This window comes from uncultured Nostoc sp., from assembly GCF_964247315.1.
Lineage (GTDB): Bacteria > Cyanobacteriota > Cyanobacteriia > Cyanobacteriales > Nostocaceae > Nostoc.
The window spans coordinates 1-22,439 of sequence record NZ_CAXTTT010000121.1; the positions used below are offsets into that span (position 1 = coordinate 1).

Annotated in this window: 15 protein-coding genes and 1 pseudogene; 7 read left to right on the forward strand and 9 right to left on the reverse strand. The window is 42.1% G+C overall.

What is annotated here, in order from left to right; all coding sequences use genetic code 11:
- Positions 1-48: 48 nt before the first annotated feature.
- The 4 genes and pseudogenes from ACFE93_RS27740 to ACFE93_RS27755 all read right to left on the reverse strand — a co-directional run.
- A pseudogene (locus ACFE93_RS27740) lies at positions 49-1,962 on the reverse strand (Ig-like domain-containing protein); the annotation flags it as partial.
- Positions 1,959-3,509, reverse strand: a complete 1,551-nt coding sequence (locus tag ACFE93_RS27745) for a hypothetical protein (protein ID WP_375478202.1) — start codon at positions 3,507-3,509, stop codon at positions 1,959-1,961. The pseudogene ACFE93_RS27740 and the gene ACFE93_RS27745, both read right to left, overlap by 4 nt.
- A gap of 164 nt (positions 3,510-3,673) precedes the next feature.
- Positions 3,674-4,237, reverse strand: a complete 564-nt coding sequence (locus tag ACFE93_RS27750; protein WP_375478204.1) for a hypothetical protein — start codon at positions 4,235-4,237, stop codon at positions 3,674-3,676.
- Positions 4,238-4,430: 193 nt separating this feature from the next.
- Positions 4,431-6,947 carry a beta strand repeat-containing protein gene (locus tag ACFE93_RS27755; protein ID WP_375478206.1) on the reverse strand — a complete coding sequence of 839 codons (2,517 nt, stop codon included), beginning with the start codon at positions 6,945-6,947 and terminating at the stop codon, positions 4,431-4,433.
- Between the two features lie 828 nt (positions 6,948-7,775).
- Here ACFE93_RS27755 and thrC (ACFE93_RS27760) point away from each other — a divergent pair.
- Both thrC (ACFE93_RS27760) and ACFE93_RS27765 read left to right on the forward strand, forming a co-directional pair.
- Positions 7,776-9,086, forward strand: coding sequence for a threonine synthase (gene thrC, locus ACFE93_RS27760; RefSeq protein WP_104909699.1), 1,311 nt, complete (start codon positions 7,776-7,778; stop codon positions 9,084-9,086).
- An 88-nt stretch (positions 9,087-9,174) separates the two neighbouring features.
- Positions 9,175-9,450, forward strand: coding sequence for a ubiquitin-like small modifier protein 1 (locus tag ACFE93_RS27765; protein WP_094342283.1), 276 nt, complete (start codon positions 9,175-9,177; stop codon positions 9,448-9,450).
- Positions 9,451-9,835: 385 nt separating this feature from the next.
- On the opposite strand, the gene ACFE93_RS27770 is transcribed toward ACFE93_RS27765, so the two are convergent.
- Positions 9,836-11,503 (reverse strand): iron uptake porin, encoded by a 1,668-nt coding sequence (locus ACFE93_RS27770; protein WP_375478224.1) that lies wholly within the window; start codon positions 11,501-11,503, stop codon positions 9,836-9,838.
- A 255-nt stretch (positions 11,504-11,758) separates the two neighbouring features.
- Between ACFE93_RS27770 and ACFE93_RS27775 the strand changes: the two genes are divergently transcribed.
- Positions 11,759-14,116, forward strand: a complete 2,358-nt coding sequence (locus ACFE93_RS27775; protein ID WP_375478208.1) for a hypothetical protein — start codon at positions 11,759-11,761, stop codon at positions 14,114-14,116.
- 78 nt (positions 14,117-14,194) lie between these two features.
- Here the strand turns inward: ACFE93_RS27775 and ACFE93_RS27780 are convergent, their stop codons facing one another.
- A complete protein-coding gene (locus ACFE93_RS27780) occupies positions 14,195-14,392 on the reverse strand; it encodes a hypothetical protein (RefSeq protein WP_375478210.1) in 198 nt (65 codons plus the stop codon).
- A 922-nt stretch (positions 14,393-15,314) separates the two neighbouring features.
- On the opposite strand from ACFE93_RS27780, the gene thrC (ACFE93_RS27785) reads away from it, so the two are divergent.
- Positions 15,315-16,406, forward strand: a complete 1,092-nt coding sequence (thrC, locus tag ACFE93_RS27785; RefSeq protein ID WP_375478212.1) for a threonine synthase — start codon at positions 15,315-15,317, stop codon at positions 16,404-16,406.
- Positions 16,407-16,567: 161 nt separating this feature from the next.
- Here the strand turns inward: thrC (ACFE93_RS27785) and ACFE93_RS27790 are convergent, their stop codons facing one another.
- A complete protein-coding gene (locus tag ACFE93_RS27790; protein WP_375478214.1) occupies positions 16,568-17,029 on the reverse strand; it encodes a hypothetical protein in 462 nt (153 codons plus the stop codon).
- A 132-nt stretch (positions 17,030-17,161) separates the two neighbouring features.
- Between ACFE93_RS27790 and ACFE93_RS27795 the strand changes: the two genes are divergently transcribed.
- The 3 genes from ACFE93_RS27795 (at position 17,162) to ACFE93_RS27805 (ending at position 19,606) form a co-directional block, all read left to right on the forward strand.
- Positions 17,162-18,061, forward strand: coding sequence for a YihY/virulence factor BrkB family protein (locus ACFE93_RS27795; protein ID WP_375478216.1), 900 nt, complete (start codon positions 17,162-17,164; stop codon positions 18,059-18,061).
- Positions 18,062-18,147: 86 nt separating this feature from the next.
- A complete protein-coding gene (locus ACFE93_RS27800; RefSeq protein WP_375478226.1) occupies positions 18,148-18,654 on the forward strand; it encodes a DUF4112 domain-containing protein in 507 nt (168 codons plus the stop codon).
- A 19-nt stretch (positions 18,655-18,673) separates the two neighbouring features.
- On the forward strand, positions 18,674-19,606 hold the full coding sequence (locus ACFE93_RS27805; RefSeq protein ID WP_375478218.1) for an alpha/beta fold hydrolase: 933 nt from the start codon (positions 18,674-18,676) through the stop codon (positions 19,604-19,606).
- 663 nt (positions 19,607-20,269) lie between these two features.
- Here ACFE93_RS27805 and ACFE93_RS27810 read toward each other — a convergent pair.
- Both ACFE93_RS27810 and ACFE93_RS27815 read right to left on the reverse strand, forming a co-directional pair.
- Positions 20,270-20,920 carry a hypothetical protein gene (locus ACFE93_RS27810; RefSeq protein ID WP_375478220.1) on the reverse strand — a complete coding sequence of 217 codons (651 nt, stop codon included), beginning with the start codon at positions 20,918-20,920 and terminating at the stop codon, positions 20,270-20,272.
- A gap of 200 nt (positions 20,921-21,120) precedes the next feature.
- The gene (locus ACFE93_RS27815; RefSeq protein ID WP_375478222.1) at positions 21,121-22,215 is read right to left on the reverse strand and encodes a D-alanine--D-alanine ligase family protein; all 1,095 of its coding nucleotides are present in this window, start codon (positions 22,213-22,215) and stop codon (positions 21,121-21,123) included.
- Positions 22,216-22,439: the final 224 nt, after the last annotated feature.

A 22,439-nucleotide genomic window follows, 5' to 3' on the forward strand; every position in this document is an offset into this window, starting at 1 on the left:
ATTTTACCAGTTTTAACCTCCGCTTTTTTCTGAGTTTGTGAGAAATTCGGGTTGTAATAGTCTGCGAGAGAGGAAGTAATAACCACTAGTACCATCAGGAGCAATAGTATCCCGTTGAAACCCTTCTAAGTGGTCGCCATAGAAACCTGTAATTTGTAGGTTTCCTAAGTTGTAGTTAGCTTTGAAACCGTGGAGTTGACGGGTAATAGAAGTAAATTGCTGCGATCGCCGTGCAAATTCTTCTGTGTTATAGTCACCCCACATAGCATAATCAGGATCGGAACCAGGGGTACGAGCTGAACGCTCAAAACGCAAAAATACACTGTCAATGGAAGGAGCGACCACATCAACTTTCGAGCTATCGCCGTAGACAGGATAGTTTTGCTCGCTGAATTGGTAAGTTCTAAACAGGCGATTATCGCAGTTGCAATCTTCATTGAGGCTACGAGAACTGTTGTATGCGCCTGTAAATAACCATTCTCCGATCGCACCAGTGGCAAATATCGCTGAATGGAAATCTAATTGCGTTCCGTTGTTTTTGTCAGGAGGGAGGAAATCACGGAAACTGCCGTAATAATTTGTACCTCTAGCGCCCAATCGTAAATCTATTACTCCAGTAACTAAACTCGGCCGCAGTGCCGTTTCAAATTGGAGTTGGGTGAAGGCTTCTAAATCATTAGCGATCGCGCGAATTGTGACCGTTTCCGCCTTCAGTTGCGATCGCAACGTCGCTGTAAATTGTCCCCCTTTCGCCTCCACTTGAAATCCTGGTTCATCGGGTTTGAAGTCTTTCCCAACCAACTCCCCAGCACTGGGAATGAGGGTGACAACAGCATCACGATTCGAGCGATTGCCGTTTGCATCGATGAGTTGACCCCGGATTGTAGCCGTAGAACGTCCATCCGCCGGGATACGAGACTCAACTGTTTCTAAAGTTAATTGCTGCGGCGTTCCTCGCACTGCGACTTGTACTGTTACAGGGGGTTCTGTTCCTCCAGCAAGTTGTGCAGAAATGGTGTTTGCACCTTCTTTTAATGAGACACCATACCATGTCTGCGTTACCAAATTGGTGGTAGCATCAGTTTCCGTCCGTCCTACTAAAGAAGGGTCTACCAACACCCCATTTACCCGCAATTCCACTTGATTACCAGCGGGAAACTGCACAATCACCGTGCTAGCTTGTACATCTACTACACTGTCAGCCGTCGGAGTCAAGATTTTGATTGTTGTAGGGATAGGGACAGTGGGGGACACGGGAAGATTTTTATTTACCCCTTGTGCCCTTGTCCCCGCGTCCTCTACTCCTGCAATTTTGCGTAATCCTCTAAACAAACCTACAGAAGTTACTGGTTGAAATGGTTGTATTTCCGTTGGAGAAGCATGAAACAGTGTTTCAGTATTTTTGCGTTCGTCGTTCTTGTCCTCTATTCCTGCTATTTTGCCTAAGTCTCTGGATAAATCTACAGAAGTTTTTGGTTGAAATGGCTGTATTTCCGTTTCACTTGCCTGGACATCTAGAATTTCAGGAGCCGAGATTGAAGAAGTTGAGGCAAATTTGAGAGGTAAAGAATGCCGCTCGGAACTTCCCAAGAGATGGGGAGAATTTGAATCTATACTTTTTTCAGCAACTTTATTCCGATCCGCTCGATCTTCAACCCGGCTTTTCACGTCATTTGGAAAAACCAAAGCGAAATCTAACCTCCGAACAAGTTTCCTTTCCCTTGAAGAGGAAGAATTCAAATCCTCTGCCCTATAAACAGAGAAGTTTTCCAGATCCCTTGAAAAATCACGATCTTCAATACCCTTATCAGCCTGCAAATGGGAATTAGGCAAAAGGAGTTTTTCACTAGTGATTTCTGCTTTAACTATTGCAGGGTACAAAACAAGGCTGAGAGCTACTACTGGCATTACTCCCATCAATCTCAGGTTAAATGTGGTTATACAGTGCAGTCTGGGTTTCATTTCTTGACTGGCTCCTGAAATGTGGAGGTGACAGCGAAGTTCATGCGTACTAAACCACCAGGCTCTAAATGCACCAAGCGAGATTGGCTATTTCGTTCGCGGAATTTTTCGTTATGAGCTAGGGTGTAACCTGGTAAACTGCTAAGGTCTAGTACACCTGTGTGGTATCCAGGTAAGACATTAGCTAAGGAGAACAAACCATTAGGATCTGTAGTGATGCGGTTTCCATCCTCCAGAAAAATCACTGCATTGGGTATCCCAGGCTCACCAGGCTGTTGTTCGCCGTCAAAGTTTTTATCAACAAACACCCGACCGATAATCGTGCCACAGTCAGAAACGATTCCTGGACGAATTTTCAATTGATGCGTTGCTGGGCCATCCTTAGTACTAAAACGGTTATCAGCTCTTTGGGCATTAACGATCGCAGTGTTGCGACCAGTACCACGTAATGCATCAGCTGTTAATTGAGCAGCGTAGGCAATATTCAAGACTTTCTCTGGGGGAATTGTGACGTCTGTGCGGAATGTCACTGTGTTACCATTGCGTTCTGAGGCGATCGTGACTAATTGACCATCTAGCTCTCCCCGTACAGATTTCGGCAAAAACTGAAATCCTAAAGGTAGGTCGTCGGTGACAAATATATTATTCAAACCAGCATCAGCAAGATTTTTTACCGACAGGCGATAGATTACCGTATCTCCAGGTTCAGCAGTAGCGCGATCGCCTGTTTTGATAATCTGTAACTGATTGGCTTGACACATATTTGTGGTGAATTCAAAGGCTAATAAGTCCAGTCCATTTACTTCTGCATTGGGAACTAAAACAACTGTTTGCTCTACCCTGGTTTCACCTGTGATATTGATTGGTTGACCATCTAGAGAACTAGCGACATACCGCACAACACCATTACCTTGTGTACCAGTGCTACCAAGGATTTCAATTTTTATCCGCCGCTGTTTGTAGATAGAATTTGGTGGTGGATTGACTACAAAAATATAGGTTCTACCTGGAGCGGTTTGACCCTTATTCGGATCGAGTAGGAAATTGTAGATACCCGCAGGGTTATTCGTAACGAAGTAAGGGTTACTATTCTCGGTATTTGGCGATTTACCGCCAGGAACGTTGTTATTCGGAATATCGGGTAACTCTGTTCTAGTCAAAGCAACTAAACTACCTAATTCTGTACCCGTTGGGTCGCTAGAATTAGGTTCGTATACGCCAACTGAAAAACCTGTATAATCAGGTAGAATTGTGCCAGCGCAACCTAAGATCCGTCCTAATGGATCGAGTAATGGGCTAGGACTAACATTGATTTGACTAGAACTTCCTTGATATTGATAATTGCTAGCAGAATCCGTATAAGTATAAGTAGCTTGATTTATTAATGGCACAGACGCAACCAGATTGTTAGTCTGTTGCGCGATCGCTGGCATAGATATAGTAGTATGCAAAAAACTTCCCAGAAGAACAGTAGCTGTTAACCGTCGCCACCAGCTACCGCTAGAAGTAATTTGCTTTTGGTTTTGAGGACGGCTCACCGAACACATCTCCTCTGAAATGTCAAGCTTGTTGTTAATAAAAGCATCTATTTATTTAGGGAATCCAGTTAAACCAAAACCCTTTAAAAATCTCGTTTTCAGGTTTTATCTGGAAATATTGTTGATTGCAGCTCTTTTTCGAGTCAGGAAAGCGACGTGTCCTTGCGTCCCAATCAGCGCACTTGGGTTTGATAAGTCGCCTTGACTGTCGTCTTAGCTGCAAGTGACGGAATCTGCAAACGGATATGGGTGTAAGCAGTGGCTGGTGCTGGTTTTGTTTCCACTTTGCCGCCAGGAAGAGTAACTTTAACAGTAGGATTTTCGACAAAGCTATGCCCACCGTCAATGCTGTAAACAACTTTGGCATTGTTGGCGACATTGGTAGAATTCAGCACGTAGACCATTCCTGTGGGAATAGGTTGATTAAAAGTTAAATTCTTCACTGGGCGATCGCTCTTATTTTCGCCACTTAAGGTATATCGCAATACATCTCCTGGTTGCACCACAGCTTGACCTTTTAAAGGTTCCCATTTTTTGCTTTGCTTACCCTGCCGATCCTGTGCCACTACTTGCTTTTCTGCCTCTAAACGCAATTGAATTTGCCCTTGAGTTTTGATATTCTGAGCAACAGCACTTTCTGAATGCCATACATTTGCGATTCCCGGAATTTGACCGACAAATGGAACTGTAGCAATGAGAGCAAATGCTCCTAAACCTGCAAGAGAAACACGCTTCATATAAATAACCTCAAAAAAATTCCAGAATGTTGATTGTTGACTTATCTTTCCCAGCTTTTATTCAGAAAAAGTCACTCCCCTATTTGCTTGATGTTTAGGGATTGGGGAGTGAGGTGAACTGGTTCGCAAACTTGTTGGTGCAGCCTCTCGTAGAGAAGAGTCTGCGAACTTCAAAGTCCCCAATCCGAACGAATTAGTTCACCTTGCGTTGGAAGGTAAACGTTCTTTGAATACCTGGTGCGATCGTGTCAGTTACACTATCTATATACTTAGCAACATCAGTGTTTGCCGTAGTTCCAGTTTGGTCAATGCCAGAGCTAGTAGCTGAATTACCACTGAAAAATTGAATGGTTGCACTCTCGGAATCCTTAGCTGAACCAACAATGTTGCTAGTATCAATTTGACCGCTAGCATCGTTGTCTAATGCCCAGTTATTGGGGGTTTTCGTACCATCTTCAGTAATCACAACTTTGTTAGCATTCAAAATCACATTACCCGTTCCAGATTGAGGATCGGAAATATTTGTGTACTGAATTTGGTACTCAATAATGTTTCCTGGTGCAGGCTTCTTCGGATCGATACTGAATGTGCCATCATTCCCCTGGACTACAGGCCCAGTTCCTTGTAAAACTCGCGACACTTTCAGCAGTTTCAGGAAGCCAGTATACACGCGATCGATGGTGGTGTTTTGACTATCAGGTTGACCATCGCCGTTAGTATCAATAGAGGCAACGATCGGTATTGGGAAGCCAAATTCTTTATCGCCTGTGTAGTCTGGAATAGTATCTGTTGACAAAGAAGTATTGGCTGGCAGATCGACTTCTATACCATAGTTGATGAGTGTGCCACTAGCAACGTTAGATATAGTAATTGGTGTACTAGCGGTTGTAAAGTTTCCTGTTGCTTGATCGTAGGTATATACAGCCGACTGACTATTGTAGGTAATAGTTACCTTCGTACCATTTGGTAAATCCAGCTGATTGGTTGGTTTTGTTGGTACTAATGTGATATTGCCTGTGCTAGTGCCATTGTTCTTAATTGTGTTGGTAAAGCCAACTGATTGTGGGTCAAGTTTAGTCCCAGGTAGTGTGCCTGCTGGTACAAGGGAAGATTTATTGGTGAAGTCATCGTTATTCCCGGATGGCCCAGTCGCATCTGGCGCATTCTGCGGCCCGTTGAGTATCCCTGAAGCTACAGGCGTTTGCAGTATGATGCTATTTGCTTCACCACCAGTACCAGTACCAGTATTGTTATTACCTGTATCAGTTCCAGTGTTGGTAAGGTCTGTTGAGTCGTTAATATAGCCGTCACTAACACTAGCTGCTGGTAGAGTATCAGGAACACCATCACCATTGGTATCTGTACCTGGAGGAGGTGTTGAGCCGTCGTAGTTACTGGGATTTTGGTCACCAGATTCATCATATACTGGTGCATTAGTACTAGGAGTTTGACCGAACAATTGGGCAATGTTAGAGACGGTCAATGGTGAAGTTGCAGTTGATTTAACAGCTAACTGAATTGAGAAACCATTTACCGTTGTACCGGGAGCAATGGAAGTAATAGTAGTTGGATTATTGATAAAACCAACACGAGTCACACCTGGCAGTGTATCAGCACCTTTTAAGGGAAAGGTTTTCCAATTAGCTGTATTCGCATTAGTTGTGACTGGCTCAGTCGTGTAGACTGCTTGCCAACCAGGAGGTGGAGTTGGCGCAGCTGCTAGTTGTGTACCTGCTGGAATTGCATCAGAAACTAAAATATAGTTGCCATTACTACCATCAACATTGATGGGTGTACCTACTAAAGCTGCTGGGCTGATTCCGTTATTTGTGGGGTCATTGGACTCAACCCGCAAACTTAAACTGTAAGGGATCTTGTCATCTGTAATCTGGGTCGTGTTATTAGTGTCTACAACACCACGAACCTTCAGCACGGTGGCTAAAGCATAGGACTTCAGGGTAGAACCTACCTTGATTTGCTCGGTCGCACTAGCTTCCCTTGTTCCGTTAACTGGTGCGCCAGCTACCTCACCAGTAACAGTTCCATCTGCGTTATCTACGGTATAAACGTCACCACCATCGGGACTTCGTAGTTGGTTCTGAGCGTTACCAGGTGTATTACCAAGGGTAACGGTAATTACATCGTTTGTTTGAGCGCCAGCCTGTACGGTAACTGGCACACGTACCAACACAGTACCACCAGGCGCAACTGAGGCTGTGATGACTTCAGTGCCAGTGATATTTTGCCAGGTTGTGCCGCCATCGGTGCTGTATTGCAAGTTGTTAGCTGTACCACCATTCGGTAAGATTCCTGAAACTGTACCTGGCCCAGTTGTGGTTGCTAGGTTAGGAACCCGGAATTTAGTAGGGTCGTTACCGACGTTTGTCAGAGTGTACGTATATATTAATAAATCGTTAACTCCAACAGAACCACCATTACTATCTGTGACTCCTGATGCTGTAACAGTAATACCAGCAACCTCTGCCACAGTTACGATAACAGCGTTAGAGGTGGCATTTATGGTTGTTCCTGGATTGTTGGGATCTTCGTAGGTCGCAGTCGCCGTGTTGCTGATAGATGTACCCGCAGTAGTTCCGTCAGCTAATACAGGTGCGAGAAATTGGAAAAGGCTACCAGTTAATAATGCTGTTGCTACTAAAAATTGGTAAAGTTGACGCTGCTTATTTACGGATTGATTTCGATTAACCATAGAAATAGTTTGTTTGTTTAACTTGTATCTCGGATTTGGAGACAGGATAAAGTTCGGCAATTCCCTTTTAGGAATTACCGATTATGGCTGCCCAAAACTTCAACGTTTTGGGAATGTATATTTAAGAAGTTAAATTATTGACACTCCTTAAAAACTGTATTGAGACAATAACCAGAAATAACTTGTCTACTTGTTTTACGCTTATCCTTAAGAATCAAAGCTGGCAATCGCAAATATGTGTAATTTTTTACTGTATTTCTGGAAATTAGAGCTATAAATAGCAATGTAATTTTTAAAGCAAAAAAAGTCTACCGTAGAAATAAGTAACTTCTTTAGCCGTGAATGAGTGCATCAAAGGTGAAAATTAACTTTATTTTGGCAACACACATAGTATTTTTAGTGGTTTAATCAGATGCTAAAAACACTAAAACTTATATATATAAATACTTTTAAGTCTTTGCTGTCAGAAATTTCTACTGCTTTGTAGAGTCTATTTAGATAAAAAAATTGAAAGTTAACTAAGCGTTCTAGATCGCATAAATAGGATATTAATTTATTTGAATGCAGTTTTATCATAAAATTGATGCAATTTAATCATAAAAATTTACGTGTTAATGCTGACTAATTGAAGCTATTTTATTTTTTCATAACATTAAATATATCTGTGTAAATACTAAAAATAGAGATTACTAGTATTAAAGTTTTACAATAACTATTCCCCTCAATACCAAGTATACCCGATATTTTTAGTCGGGTATGTTTGACTGGTATTTTTGCTCGTGTTAGTATCAGGCGACAAGTGACAGACAAACTTATTAAAGCTAGTTTATGACTCAGGCAATCAAAACCCAAACCCAAACCCAAACCAGCACTGCCTACTTTCAAGCCTTGAAGTGTAAGGAATGTGGTGCAGAATATGAACTCAAAGCCAGTAATGTTTGTGAGTCATGTTTTGGGCCGTTAGAAGTTAAATATGATTACAACGCCCTACGTCTGACTGTCACTCGTGAAACAATTCAAGCTGGGCCCAATTCAATTTGGCGCTATCGTCCCTTTTTGCCTGTCGCAACTGACAATGTAATAGATGTGGGAACTGGTATGACTCCCTTAGTTCGTTCCCACCGTCTTGCCCGTCGCCTGGGTCTAAATAAACTTTATATAAAAAATGATGCCGTAAATATGCCCACCCTGAGCTTTAAGGATCGGGTGGTGTCAGTCGCTCTATCTAGAGCGCGGGAGTTAGGTTTCACTACTGTTTCTTGCGCTAGCACTGGTAATTTGGCAAATTCTACAGCTGCGATCGCAGCTCATGCGGGTTTAGACTGCTGTGTGTTCATCCCCGCAGATTTAGAAGCCGGTAAAATTATCGGTAGCTTGATCTACAGTCCTACTCTCATGGCCGTCAAAGGCAACTACGATCAAGTAAATCGTCTCTGTTCGGAAGTTGCAAATACACATGGCTGGGGTTTTGTCAATATTAATCTGCGTCCTTATTACTCTGAAGGTTCTAAGACGCTAGGTTTTGAAGTTGCAGAACAACTAGGTTGGGAACTTCCCGATCATGTGGTTGCTCCTTTAGCATCTGGTTCGCTCTTTACAAAAATTTATAAAGGGTTCCAAGAATTTGTCGAAGTTGGTTTAGTAGAAAACAAGAGCGTCCGTTTCAGTGGCGCTCAAGCTGAAGGTTGTTCGCCAATCGCTCAAGCCTTCAAAGAAGGACGCGACTTTATTAAGCCAGTAAAACCGAATACAATTGCGAAATCGCTAGCGATCGGCAATCCAGCAGACGGTATTTATGCTGTGGAGCTAGCTCAGAAGACAGGTGGTAACATTGAATCAGTCAATGATGCAGAAATTATTGATGGCATCAAGTTGCTGGCAGAAACCGAAGGTATCTTCACAGAAACGGCTGGTGGTACAACCGTGGCCGTGCTGAAAAAACTGGTAGAAGCTGGCAAAATCGATCCAGATGAAACTACCGTGATTTACATCACCGGCAATGGTCTGAAAACCCAAGAAGCAATCCAAGGCTACGTTGGTGAACCCTTGACTATTGATGCTAAACTGGATAGTTTTGAACGTGCCTTGGAGCGATCGCGTACTCTGGATCGCTTGGAATGGCAACAAGTTCTCGTTTAGTTAGGAGTTAGGAGTTATGAGTTTTTTATTCATGACTCTTAACTCTTAAATTGTATTTCTCACTTTTAACTCTTCACTTTGTACTTCTATGGCTGTAACAGTTTTAGTTCCTACAACTCTTCAGAATTTGACTAATAATCAAGCTAGTCTAGAATCCAACGGTAGCACCATTGCTGAACTGTTGGACTCCTTAGAACAAAGCTTTCCTGGTATTAAATCTCGGTTGTGCGATGAAGAAGGCAAGCTACGTCGATTTGTAAATTTTTACGTCGATAGCGAAGATATCCGCTATTTAGATGGTATCAACACAGCCTTGAAAGATGGCGATGAAGTTAGTATTGTCCCTGCTGTTGCTGGTGGTTAATCCTGAAAACATCTACCTAGATTTAGCAAATGGTGTGCATGTAGGCTTGCCACGAATGGCAGGCTTATTTTTATTGTGTCACCGGAGAAAGCAAAGGATATTTGCACACATCCTATAGGAAGATGCCCGACGAATATAATAATTAGTAAATTAGTTTGGGATGTTGTTATGCACTGGATTTAGATAGAGGTTTGGTGGTGAACCAAACCTTTTTTATATCTATTGAAAGTATATCATTGGGCATTGGAAGAGATATTTTGATTATTTATACCAATTTTCTAGAATTTCCCAACAAATCAATCTCCGCGTCTCCAAAGTTATGAGTGCTGGCTTGCAGCGCATCCTGTGAGAAGCCGCAGAAGCTTCTTCTTATGTGAAACTCAAACTAAAAACTAAAAGTACTCCGCAAAATGCCGATAGTAACTGAATCATTATCTGGTGTGTTACCAGGCTGTATAAGATGAATTATCCCTGGTGTAATACTGATATTATCTGTTAGCTGGAAACGATAAAATGCCTCAATTTCAGTGGTCGTACCTGGTTGTCCACCTGCACGTCCTAAACCTGTATTGATAAAATCAGGGACATTATTCCCTACAGGTAAGTCGCTACTAGTGATTTTAGGAGGTTGACCGACATAAATTCCTCCTAAATTTCCTTTAGCAAATAAATCAGGGAAATTCAGAAACACCATATAATTTGTTGTTTCTACACTTCCCGATTGCCCAGGAATATAAGATTTAGTATAACCACCCCACGCACCTGCGCTAATGTGGGGAGAAATTTGCCAAGTTAGAGTCGCACCCACGGCATTAGTTTGTAGCGGTGCTGATTTTCCGGTAGTGGTATTAACTGTAGTTAAGCATTCATCACCAACAAAGGTTAGTAAACAACCATCTGAAGCGTAATTGTTAACGTAATATAAACTTAAATCTAGAGTATCAGTTGGTGTCAGTAGTAATTGCACACCTGTAGTGGTGGTTCCATCAAATAAACCGCTACCTTTACCGGGATTTCCTGGCTGATAACTACTATAAATTGCCTGCAAACTAGCGCGTTTAGCAAATTGCCAATCGATAGCTATACCACCGTGACCGTATCCCATATTTAAAATTGGGTTTCTTTGGGCAAAATAAGACAGTGGGCCTGTTGCAGCACTTTCTACCCGATTGGGACCTCGGAAAGCATATGGCATACTGACACCTTCTGTTCCTACCATTACTGCTAATTTATCTGTCACCAGCCAATGAAAATTTAGGTCACTTACAATCAAGTTATCTGTAGGAAATTCGTAGCCAAGTAAAACATCATTTCGAGAAACACTATTAGTAAATCTAGGGGAAGTTGTTCCGTTACCATCTAAAAGACCTGTAAATAAATAACTACGGGGAGTGATTTGGCTAGTTAAATACAACTGCGCCAGGGATATAAGATTAATGTTTGTCCCGGCATCATCTGTATCCTTTTGTCCATCTCTAGGATTAACATCACCACGATTGTTCGTTCTTCCTTGAATGCCAACTATCAATAGTCCACTAAGTTTAGTTGTTGTTGAGAATTGGTTGGCTTCGATTTCAGCAGTTTTGGCTTCTAAATTATCAACACGACCCCGCAAAGTTGCTAATTCAGGGGCAAATTCTGATTGTAATTTTTGTAATATTGCTAAATCTTCGCGAGTGACTAAATCGCTGGTGGCTGTAGTGATTAATTCGTTAACTCTATCTAAACAAGCGTTTACACCCGCAGCAAATTCATACCGAGTTAAGGCGCGATTTCCGCGATAGCTGCTATCTGGATAGCCGGCTATACAACCATAGCGTTCCACCAAAGACTGCAAGGCTTGGAATGCCCAATCATTGGGTTGTATATCCTTGAGTTGAGATACCGATGTAACTTGAGCCATCGGTTCTTCTGGAGAGAGGGAGGGGGATGAGGGAATAATATTATCGCCTTTAACTCCTATCTCCTGAGTAGTTTCTGTATTTATGTACTCTTGTGCTAATGCTTTTTGTGCAACTCCATTTACTCCCGCAATTAGTAACCATGCGAGCATCCAGGTTTGGCGATGACTACGGCTAATAAATTTACCTTTCAATTTTTTACACTCTGCTCACATACTTAAGTGAAGAGTGTATTCGCGATCATCTTGGGTTCACATGGGGACATTTACGGATTTTGTCCCAAATTAGACTTAATGCTTCTGGGCAACTTTTGAAAGGGCGAGTATAACAGGGTATTGGGGAGTGGGGACTGGGGACTAGGAAAGAGTTTCTCAATCCCTAATCCTCAATTCTCTAATCCCGAATCTATGGCAAATCGTTCACGCAAGCTGAAGCCAAAAGCCTCGAAACTAAATCAATCTCGTGCTGGTGCGATGAAACGCGTCGTTAAAAAACCCCAGAAAAAGTTAAAACGAGGAAGTTGGTTGTCGTCAATACTAGCGATCGCAATTCTGTTAAGTAGTGCTAGTCTAATTATGGCTTTTGCCTGGATTAGTGTTCTCTTCATCTTCAATCCAGACGAGGTAAGCTGGCTAAATAAAATTTTACCTGCATGGGCACAAATTCCCCTTGGTAAACACGAACGTCCCCAAACTCTCAAACAAATTCAACTCTATTTGAGTAAAAAAAACCAAATATTTGGGGAAACTCTGCCTTTACATGAGGATGTGAAAACTTCATTTTTACTGCCAGTTTTTCAACAACGTGCTAATTGTCTATCTGATTGTGAAGAACTGGTGGAACTTAGAGTTTACGAGCGCTCAGAAGAGTTAGAGTTTAAATCTCGGTCAGAAAATTACTACTATCTATCGACTCAATTACCTGTAACTGGCCCAGATGAATCCTTTGTGATTTCTTCTTTGCTTGATGGAACATCAGAACCCCAGGATATCAGTATTCCCCTACCTTTAACTGAAGTACAACGTTTTGAAGGTAAGACACCATCATCAGGGGTTTGGTTTGATTTGCGGGGTAAACGCCAACAAGGATCTGGTTCTATCCGCTACGGTTACGTCGTATACTACAATCCAGACCGCACGAATCTACTACAAATGTTGTCTTGGACTAGTCCTAATGGACAATTGCCCAAATGGCAGCAGGTAACTGGTGACGCTACAAAAGAGTTAGTTGTCGAGCAAACAGTAGGTTTAGAACCGCACTTACAGGTTTACCAAGTCAAACCTTTGAAGTTATTCCTCAAACCAATTCAATTGGAGGCGATTAGCCTCAAATCATCAACCTTCAAGGATTCTGGATACCAAAATGCCCTATCGATTGCTCGTAGTGGATTGTGGACACCAGCTTTTGAATGGTTGAAATTCATCAAGAAACAGCGCAAAGGAATTTTACCAGAAGCGGCGCAAGCGCAAATGGATTTGATTCGCTTGCATTCCCAACTTACTAAAACCCAAGCCCAGAAAATTTGGGCAAGTCCTAGTCAAGAAGTGCTGGCAGATTTGATTGATGGTCGCTGGGAGAAAGCTTTACAGGTGTTTGAAGCGTCGCCACATAATGCCCAAGAAATTGCTACTCTACTCAAAGCTGATGAAAAACGGTTGTGGAATCGCACAGTGGCGGCGTTGCAGGTGAACCCAAATAGACGAGAGGTGCAAGCTTGGTTCGCGTTGATTTTAGCAGTTCAGCGGGGAGAAGAAGACGCTAATTCTTGGTTAAAGGCGCAACCAAAAATTACAAAAGAGAATCTTGCCTATATTCAAGGTTTGTTGGCAAGACTCAATGGTAAGGGGACATCGCAAATATTCTCTACTCACCCTAGTCAGATTGTTGGTACGGTGCAACCAATCACTCAAGTTACCAACACCGAATGGCTGCAACCAAATTCCCCAGCAGATTTGAAACTTACGGATAATCAAGTTTGGTATCAGGTGGAGGTAAGTGCATTTAATGACGGGAAACGCTGGCTAAATTTTCCCTTTGAGAATTTCAACCCACCGAAAACTGACGCTGCCAAATTTTTCTGGAAAACTTTGGGAATCACTTCTGACCCGGAAATCCAAATTGTAGTCTGGTTGCCTAACGGAGAGCAAAAAATTACTATAGCCGCTATCAAAGCGGTGCAACTACAAGGTAAAGTTTTGCGCCTATTAGCTGCTGGCCCAAAAATTCCAGATAATCAAAACGATGTTCTCCAGCCCAAACCTTTAGCCTTGACAAATGCAGCACTGGAATGGGTGCAACCATCTCCAATTACTTTACGAGAACTGCATCAACAAAATCCCCAAGGGGTGAAGGTAATAGTAGCGAGTCTGTGGCAATCTTTACAACAATCTGGCGAAGTTCCGGGTGGTGCTATTCCTAGCTTTGAACAGATGCAGGAAAAATTAGGTGATTGGCCCGTTCAAGTGATTGATTTAACAAATAACGCTCAACCAGAAATAATACTGACTATCTCACCAGAAGCAATAGCATCCTTGAATCAGCCGACACCTGAAATTCAGAGAAAAAATACAAAACAAGGCCGTGAGCGGACTATAATTTTCTCTGATGGAAATAAAATCATCTACACTGATTTTACAGGAAATTACTTACAAAGACTCTCTGCGATCGCCAAGCTTTCAGGGGTGCAATCCTTAGCTTTACTGGTAGAAAATGCTCATAACTATAGTTTGAGGCGCTGGTCAGAGAAAAATCAGCGCTTTGAATAGCATATCCCTGACTCAAATTTCCCCTCTACTGAAGTTTAAATTAGGAGGGGAAAAGCGATCGCTATCGACAAGACTGACTTATTCTTCTTCTTTTTGGTTGGTTTCGGCTTGACGTTGGTGCTTCAGGTTTTCCAATTGCTGCAACAGAGAGTCTACCTCTGCTTGTAAATGCATCAATTTAGCTTGCTGATCGTCTTGATAATAAGACTTGGTTAACTTGCTGACCCAGGCAGTCTGGGACTCACGATCGGAAACGTTAGATAAATAAGTAGGCATCGCTAATTAAATCCACAATTTAACTCACACCATTAGAAATATTATAATAATGCTCTTTTAAGCTTTATTACATTATTGTATATTTTCAATCAATTACTCTAATGGATTTGGCGTTCAATCATAAAAGACGGTGATTATAATGGCTGTGTTCCAAAAAAAAACACTGACCCAAGTGTGTAAAGCTTTCTTCCACTGTATGGTACTTAGGAATAGTTAATTTATAGTCTGTCAATTATGGTTGTACAAACAATTATCGCCGTTTTTGGGGAATTTACGCAAGAAATTATATGTAGACTATATCAAGAATTATGCTAAATCATGAAAAAACGTAGGGCGAAGCACTTACACTTGGCACAGCCTCTCGTCGCAAGGGAAGTAGAAGGCTACTATCAAAAAGAGACAGCCTCTTGCGTATTTTCCTAGATTAATTGAAGCGAATCAGGTGGGAAAATACATAGATATACTTGACTAAACGAATGCACTAAAAGCAGGTTTAACCACGGATAAATCAGAGTTTCAGAGAGTTATGGCGTAAGTCTCATATAGCAATCAGGTTTGATTCCTGAATTTACTTGCGTGGACAAGGAATAGGATAGATAAGTACTGAGTCTGATTCAAAATCAAATAGGAGTCCTATAGATTTGCAGATGATTTTTCACCTCGTCAGTCTCCTCTAAGCTAATTTGTTGAACCGAAGGTCGCCGTGGCAGTTTATGATAAATTAACCTTCTAAATCAAAATAGCAAGTGAAACGCCTGCATTACAAAAAATAATATTTTTAATAAGATTCTTAGGGATTAGGGAACTCTCAACAGGCAACTGGTAACAGAAAAATCTACTTTCTTCCTCTTTCCAATTTTGCGCTTCCCTATCCCACCCTTTCTAAATATCCAATCCTTACAATTAATAAATTTTAAATCCCGTGACTTTGAGCCTGTCTGTTGCTACATCTCATCGCCAACCCTGGCCCGGATTGATAGAAGCCTATCGTGAATACTTGCCTGTCAGCGAAAAAACACCGATTGTCACTCTGTTGGAGGGCAACACACCTCTAATACCAGTGCCAGCGATCGCAGAACGTATTGGCAGACAAGTACGAGTTTTTGTAAAATACGACGGTTTGAATCCTACCGGCAGCTTCAAAGACCGGGGGATGACTATGGCAATTTCCAAGGCTAAGGAAGCAGGGGCAAAAGCAGTAATTTGTGCTAGCACGGGCAATACCTCAGCTGCCGCCGCCGCTTATGCTAAACGGGGAAGTATGAATGCCTTTGTACTGATTCCCGACGGTTATGTGGCGCTGGGCAAGTTAGCTCAAGCGTTGCTGTATGGCGCAGAAGTATTGGCAATTAAAGGTAATTTTGACCAAGCTCTAGAAATTGTCCGCGAGATGGCCGAAAGCTATCCGATTACTTTGGTGAATTCGGTCAATCCCTACAGACTAGAAGGACAGAAAACAGGAGCCTTTGAAATTGTCGATGCATTGGGTGATGCACCAGACTGGTTGTGTATTCCCGTGGGAAATGCCGGAAATATCACAGCATATTGGATGGGCTTTTGTCAATATCATCAAGCCAGAAAGTGCGATCGCTTACCCCGGATGATGGGATTCCAAGCCGCAGGAGCAGCCCCCTTAGTCCACGGTCAGCCAGTGGCGCATCCCGAAACCCTAGCGACAGCAATTCGCATTGGCAACCCTGCTAGTTGGGAATTAGCGATCGCGGCACAAACCGCCAGCCAGGGAAATTTCCACGCCGTTACCGATACAGAAATTCTCGATGCTTATCGACTTTTAGCAGCATCAGAAGGTATCTTCTGCGAACCTGCTAGCGCCGCTTCTGTCGCTGGGTTGTTGCAGGTGAAAGACCAAATTCCTACAGGAGCGACCGTAGTTTGTGTCCTCACAGGCAATGGTTTAAAAGACCCAGATACAGCTATTAAACACAATCACAGTCAATTTCAACAGGGTATCGCGGCGGAACTGGGCGCTGTAGCCAAGGCAATGGGATTTTAGGGCATTGGACATTGGGCATTGGGCATTAGTTATTTCTCCCTTATGCTCCCCTGCCCCCAAGATGAAGTTAAAAGTCAAAAGTTAAAGGGCAAGCATAGAAGTGATGAAGTCTTAATTCTTTTCTTTTTACTTTTTACTTTTAGCTTTTGACTTACTAGCCCCTACTCCCCCTTTTTCGCTACCCCTGCTCGTTCGCGTGTCAAGCTATCAATAGCATCACCCAAGGCAGTAGTCAGGCTATTGCGAGTTTGGGCGTGGTTGTCCTGCTCAGTTTTCAAAGCTTGCAAGAGGCGATCGCGTTCTTTAATCGCAGTGATGAGTTTAGCTTGCAAGTCTTCCACAGATTTTAGCTGTTCTATTTCTTGTTGGATAGCTACTGGTGTCCCAGCAGTCAATGTCTCTACTTCAAAACCTTGAAGTTTATGCAGTTCTGCCTTGAGGGAGGCGATCGTCTGTTGGGAAAGTTGAGTATCTGTACGGCGTTGTTCTGCTTCTGTGTTGTAAAGCTGACGCCATTTTTGGGCACTTTCCCAAGCCGTATCGCGATCGTGTTGTAGCTGTGCCATCTGCTCTTTGATTACCTGGATTTCTGTCAACCACTGTTGTGTTAAATTTTGATTCATAGATTAATAGTCATTAGTTAGGAACTCTGCCCCACTCCCCACTCGGTATTCTTGCGGTAGAAAGATAGATGCGATCGCTACGCAAAATTTAGCACAGTAGTTAATAAACCCAACCAGTTTTAACTCTAAATCATGCCAAAGCCTCGTTTTATCCGCTTCTTTCGTCACCTCAATTGGCACACGCTCAAAAAAACTTTTGCGAGGACAATCGAAAGACGACTTTTGGGACTTGCCTCGGAAATCGCCTTCAACGCCATGCTATCGCTGTTTCCAGCAATTCTTGCTATCATCACAGCCATTGGTTTGTTAGCGGAATCTTTACAAAACACCTTTAGACAACTGGCGGTGCAACTAAGTCAAGTCCTACCTGAAGAAGCCCTAAATCTGATTCGTGATTTTGCTACCACAGAAATTACTAACTCCAAAAACAGTGGTTTATTTTCTCTAAGCTTTGTATTAGCAATTTGGACTGCTTCTGGGGCGGTGAGTACTGCTATGACAGCCCTCGATCAAATCCATCAAATTCCTCCAGAAAACATCCGCCCCTTTTGGAAAGCCAAGCTTGTCTCTCTGGGATTAACAGTCGGTACTATGTTACTTTTGATACTGGCTTCTTTCTCGGTGTTTACTAGCGATTGGCTATTGGGAATAGTAGCGCGCGAAAATAGTTCTTTAATCTTTTTGTTGCATCTTTGGCTGCTATTACGCTGGCCTTTAACTTTAAGTATTGTCGCTGTCGCCTTTGGCTTTGTCTATCGCTATGGGCCAAGCAAGTGGAACTCAGGCACGCCAATGATGCCTGGAGCAATTTTAGCAGCTGTTTTTTGGGCAATGTTGTCTGCTCTATTTCGGCTGTATGTGGCGAATTTTGGCAATTATAATAAAGTATATGGTGCTGTAGGAGCTGTGATAGTTTTAATGCTCTGGCTGTCAATGAGCGCTGCTGTTCTGTTAATCGGCGATCAGTTGAACGTGACTATCGGCGAAGATATGCGCTCAAAAGCCCAGCCGCAATCGCAAGAGAAATATTAATTCGTAAATCCTTGAGAAAATGATTGCAAAAGCTCAGTAGGGGAGTAGAATATCAACGATTCAATACAAAATTAGCGATCGCCTCTATGTCTGATTCTCCTCCTCGATTTTCGATGATTGAACCTGATGCCAAAGCACCCACTTTGAAGCGCCTGCGTCAATTGAGTCGGCTGTTGGATAATGCTATTACCATTCCTGGCACAAAGATTGGTTTTGGTATAGATCCAATTTTAGGACTCATACCGATTGGTGGTGATTTTTTGGGAATAATGTTTTCTAGCTACATAATTCTAGAAGCAGCGCGGCTAGGCGTATCTAGAGCCACTATAAGTAAAATGATTTTGAACGTAATCATTGATGCCTTGGTAGGCGCTGTCCCAGTTTTGGGAGACTTTTTTGATTTTGCCTGGAAAGCTAACACTAATAATATCAAGCTCTTGGAAGAACACTTAAAGTTTCCCAGCGAGCAAAAAAGTACAGACAGGTGGTTTATCTTTGCCGTTCTGGCTGGATTGTTGCTAATCTCTATTGCCTTAGTAGCATTGCCCGTGATCTTAATTAGAATCCTGTGGAACGCCTTTTCAGGTGGTTAAATTGTTTATTGATAAAAGAATGAAAGATTGGTGGCAAGCTACTTTTCCCAAAGGGCGGCAAAGTCTAGTTATTACTGATGCTAAAGGCTATCCTGTACAAATTGCTTATGGCGAAAAAGGTAGAGGTAAACCGTTAATTTTATTACATGGCATGGGGAGTTGGAGCTACAATTGGCGCCACAGCGTAGCACCATTATCTAAATATTACCGAGTAATTTGTTTTGATGCCAAAGGTTTTGGTTTTTCCGAAAAACCATTGTGTCGTAGAGAAGACAATGGTCATCAAGTTATTGAGTTTCAAAGAATTATTCAGGCATTATGTGATGAACCCGCAGTGATTGTGGCAGAATCTCTAGGGGGATTAGTTGCCCTTGCTCTTGCTCAAGAAAATCCGCAGCTAATCGGACGGCTTATAGTAGTAAACGTACCTGTTTTTGCCGAATATCTACCCCATTGGGCTATGTGGTTACTTGCCCAAATGCCCAGAGAAGTAATGCAAACAATTGACTCTTTACGTCTGGCATATTTGTTTGCACCTTTATTTAGAGAAGTTATGGCAATAGAAAGACGTGGGGTATTATTCGATCCTTCAATTTTGACGCAGGAAGATATCTATTGGATAACTTACCCGTTTACTGAATTGCCTGGTACGATCGCAAAAGTCGCCGAAGAGTTACAAATAGCTGCGCGAGAAATTGAGAATTGGCAAGCAAATAAGCCCAATATGCTCACTAAAATTCAAAATAACCTGAGTGCCATTAAGTGTCCTACATTAGTTTTGTGGGGTGAGCAAGATAGTTGGTTTCCTGCTAGTCATGGTAAAAAATTACATCAACATATCCCCAACTCCAAATTACAGATTTTATCTAACTGTTGTCATGATGCCTCAAGTGGGGCTTCTGAGGTGTTGAATAAAACGATTCTTGAGTTTTTACAAGACACTAACTTCTAAAAAAAATTCGTATTTTGATGGGAACATCCCAAATATACCAAAATACTTCACAATGACGTGTGAGTGTTTCAACAATAATTACGAATTACGAATTACGAATTACGAATTAGATAAAAAGAGAGTGGGAGGAAGCATATCAGTCAGCTTTCAAACTCCCACTCTACCATTTGCTGCTGAAGCGAACAGGAATGTATACAGACGTTACCCGCTATTTGGGGGCTAATGCGTAGTTCAACAACAACGTCTGTACGCATTTAATATTCCTGTTGCAGCAAATGCCAAACCTAATTATTAATTTATTTACTGAGATAAATACTCTGCAAATAATTGTTAGAGATAGCTTTTTGTTTTTGTAAATCACTTAGTAAATAGTGTTTTACAAAAGGAATTTGCTTAAGTGGTAGTCCCTGATAATCAAACCCTTGAAGTCGTTTATCTTCATATAATTTAACTTAAATAATCAAAAGCTGGTTGCCATTTTGGCAAGTTTTTAAATATTCCTAATTGCTCATATCTAACTTTTTAAAAGCAGTTAAACCGCTATATAGCAAATAAATTATTAGTACATAACAAGATTCCCGACTTCTTAGAGAAAGTCGGGAATCTAAGCCAAGCTAATTGGCAAAAAGTGTTAATTTAACGGGGTTTTACTTTACAGTAGTATTAATACTGACGTAAAATAGCAGACAATGAACTATTTTTACGAAGATCCATCAAGTCTGCTAAAGGTTCTGTGCGCGTATCCAGGTGGTGCTTGTGTTCTGCTGGTAGAACAGTTACTAGATGCTTTGTTTTAGGTTGCATCTGCATAAGAGGCATTAGTTGTGGCTGTGGCACAAAAATTGGCTGATTCTTGGGAAGTGGTGGTTCCAATTTTTGGTAATTCTTCTGTGCCAAGCGTACCTGATGGCGATTAACCTGTTTTTGAAGTTTTTGCGGTTGCTTTGTGCGGTTAAGCACTCTAAAAATCAGCAAGGAACCACCACCACAGCTGAGAACGATCGCAGCAATCATCCATAAAGGTGTAGGATTGCTATTCTCAGAGGGCAGACTGATTGGTTCTTCAACTATGACTGGGATTTTTTCTGGTTCTTCTTGTGGCACGGGCCCAGCATTACCTAAACTATATAAGGCAAAGGCACCACCTCCCATAAACATGGCTAAACACCCGGTTAACAATAGCCAAGGATGATGTGCAACCAGATATATCAGAACATTCGAGCTATTTTTTAATCTCGATTTCCTATTTGTCAGCTCTGGAGTAGCCCTTTTTAATTGGGTTCGCTCGCGCTGTACACTCTGACTTTTTTCCATGATTACTTTCAGATTTGTACCCCTCTAGTCAATAAATTGTACTTGAGGAGTCAAGCATCAGGTATCCGTAACAAAGTTCAGATTTAAGTAACTTTTTTGTAAAACAGATGCTACAAAATCTGGCTAAATTTTGCCAAAGTTCTGTATTTATGATGACTTTTTGCGGTAATAATCTAAAATCAGTTCGCTTATTTCTTCTCTTAGCTACGAGAATGCCTTTCAAGAGCAAGTTGAATTAACCGATCGACTAATTCTGGAAAGGAGACTCCACTATGGGCCCAGAGTTGGGGATACATACTTGTCGCAGTAAAGCCTGGTAAGGTATTGATTTCGTTAATCAAAACTTCTTGTGTTGCTTCTACGTAGAAAAAATCTACCCTTGCCAACCCCGCAGCGTCAACTGCTGCAAAAGCTTGCAAAGCCATATCTTGGATTTGACGAGCGATCGCATCTGGAAGTTGTGCGGGTATCAGTAAATCTGCCATACCCACAGTATATTTAGTTTCATAGTCGTAAAAATCACTGTCATATATAATCTCTCCAATGACAGAGGCTTGGGGTTGATCGTTACCTAAAACGGCACACTCGACTTCTCTAGCGACGACACCAGCTTCTACAACTAGTCGGCGATCGTAACTGGCAGCACTATCTAAAGCAGCTTCTAATTCTGGGCGCGATCGCACTTTGGCAATACCCACTGATGAACCCAAATTCGCAGGTTTGACAAAAGCAGGATAACCTAATGCTGCCTCAATTTCATCACACAGTTTCGGAAATACGCACGGATTAGACCAAACCTGCGTTCTAGTTACCGCCTTGTATTTTACCTGTGCTAATCCCGCTTGCTCAAAAGCCATTTTCATGGCAATTTTATCCATTCCCATTGCCGAACCTAACACCCCAGAACCGACAAAGGGGACTTGCATCAAGGTGAGTAACCCTTGAATTGTCCCATCTTCACCGTTAGGGCCGTGGAGAATAGGAAACCAAACATCTACTTGAGCAACTTGAGAGGGAGATTGCCAATTGCTCAGGGTTTGGGCTTGAGGGTTGGATGTGAGATTTCCTGTTGATTCTGCCGATTCCAGCAGCGGACTGCCGGTTGCTAAAACCTTTTCGGGTGCTTCTCCCGCCAGCCAGCGGCCATCTTTTTGGATGTAAAAAGGCAGTATTTCGTACTTACTAGCATTTTCCTCTGCACTCAAGGCTTTAGCGATCGCCCGTGCTGAGTTGATCGAAACTTCATGTTCTCCCGAACGACCGCCAAACAGTAACCCCACCCGTAGCTTAGTCATTTTCGGCTCCTCCACACTTCTCAAGCAGATAGCGTATCACAACCTACAAAAATTGCCATATTTTTCTAGATTATTTTATTGCCTGTTCAAACCCTGGCTAGAAAAAACTCTACTATTTGAGGTATCAAATTATAGTGCGCTTTTAGAGTTGCTAGGTAACGTAGGATGTGCATTGGCATTGTTAGTCGATACAATCGCATTGTTAGTCGATACAATCGCATTGT

Bases quoted from the DNA above. Each gene is read 5' to 3' on its own strand.
- ACFE93_RS27745 (WP_375478202.1), bottom strand. From the start codon at position 3,509: ATGTGTTCGGTGAGCCGTCCTCAAAACCAAAAGCAAATTACTTCTAGC.
- ACFE93_RS27750 (WP_375478204.1), bottom strand. From the start codon at position 4,237: ATGAAGCGTGTTTCTCTTGCAGGTTTAGGAGCATTTGCTCTCATTGCT.
- ACFE93_RS27755 (WP_375478206.1), bottom strand. From the start codon at position 6,947: ATGGTTAATCGAAATCAATCCGTAAATAAGCAGCGTCAACTTTACCAA.
- thrC (WP_104909699.1), top strand. From the start codon at position 7,776: ATGACTCAGGCAATCAAAACCCAAACCCAAACCCAAACCAGCACTGCC.
- ACFE93_RS27765 (WP_094342283.1), top strand. From the start codon at position 9,175: ATGGCTGTAACAGTTTTAGTTCCTACAACTCTTCAGAATTTGACTAAT.
- ACFE93_RS27770 (WP_375478224.1), bottom strand. From the start codon at position 11,503: ATGCTCGCATGGTTACTAATTGCGGGAGTAAATGGAGTTGCACAAAAA.
- ACFE93_RS27775 (WP_375478208.1), top strand. From the start codon at position 11,759: ATGGCAAATCGTTCACGCAAGCTGAAGCCAAAAGCCTCGAAACTAAAT.
- ACFE93_RS27780 (WP_375478210.1), bottom strand. From the start codon at position 14,392: ATGCCTACTTATTTATCTAACGTTTCCGATCGTGAGTCCCAGACTGCC.
- ACFE93_RS27790 (WP_375478214.1), bottom strand. From the start codon at position 17,029: ATGAATCAAAATTTAACACAACAGTGGTTGACAGAAATCCAGGTAATC.
- ACFE93_RS27795 (WP_375478216.1), top strand. From the start codon at position 17,162: ATGCCAAAGCCTCGTTTTATCCGCTTCTTTCGTCACCTCAATTGGCAC.
- ACFE93_RS27800 (WP_375478226.1), top strand. From the start codon at position 18,148: ATGTCTGATTCTCCTCCTCGATTTTCGATGATTGAACCTGATGCCAAA.
- ACFE93_RS27805 (WP_375478218.1), top strand. From the start codon at position 18,674: ATGAAAGATTGGTGGCAAGCTACTTTTCCCAAAGGGCGGCAAAGTCTA.
- ACFE93_RS27810 (WP_375478220.1), bottom strand. From the start codon at position 20,920: ATGGAAAAAAGTCAGAGTGTACAGCGCGAGCGAACCCAATTAAAAAGG.
- ACFE93_RS27815 (WP_375478222.1), bottom strand. From the start codon at position 22,215: ATGACTAAGCTACGGGTGGGGTTACTGTTTGGCGGTCGTTCGGGAGAA.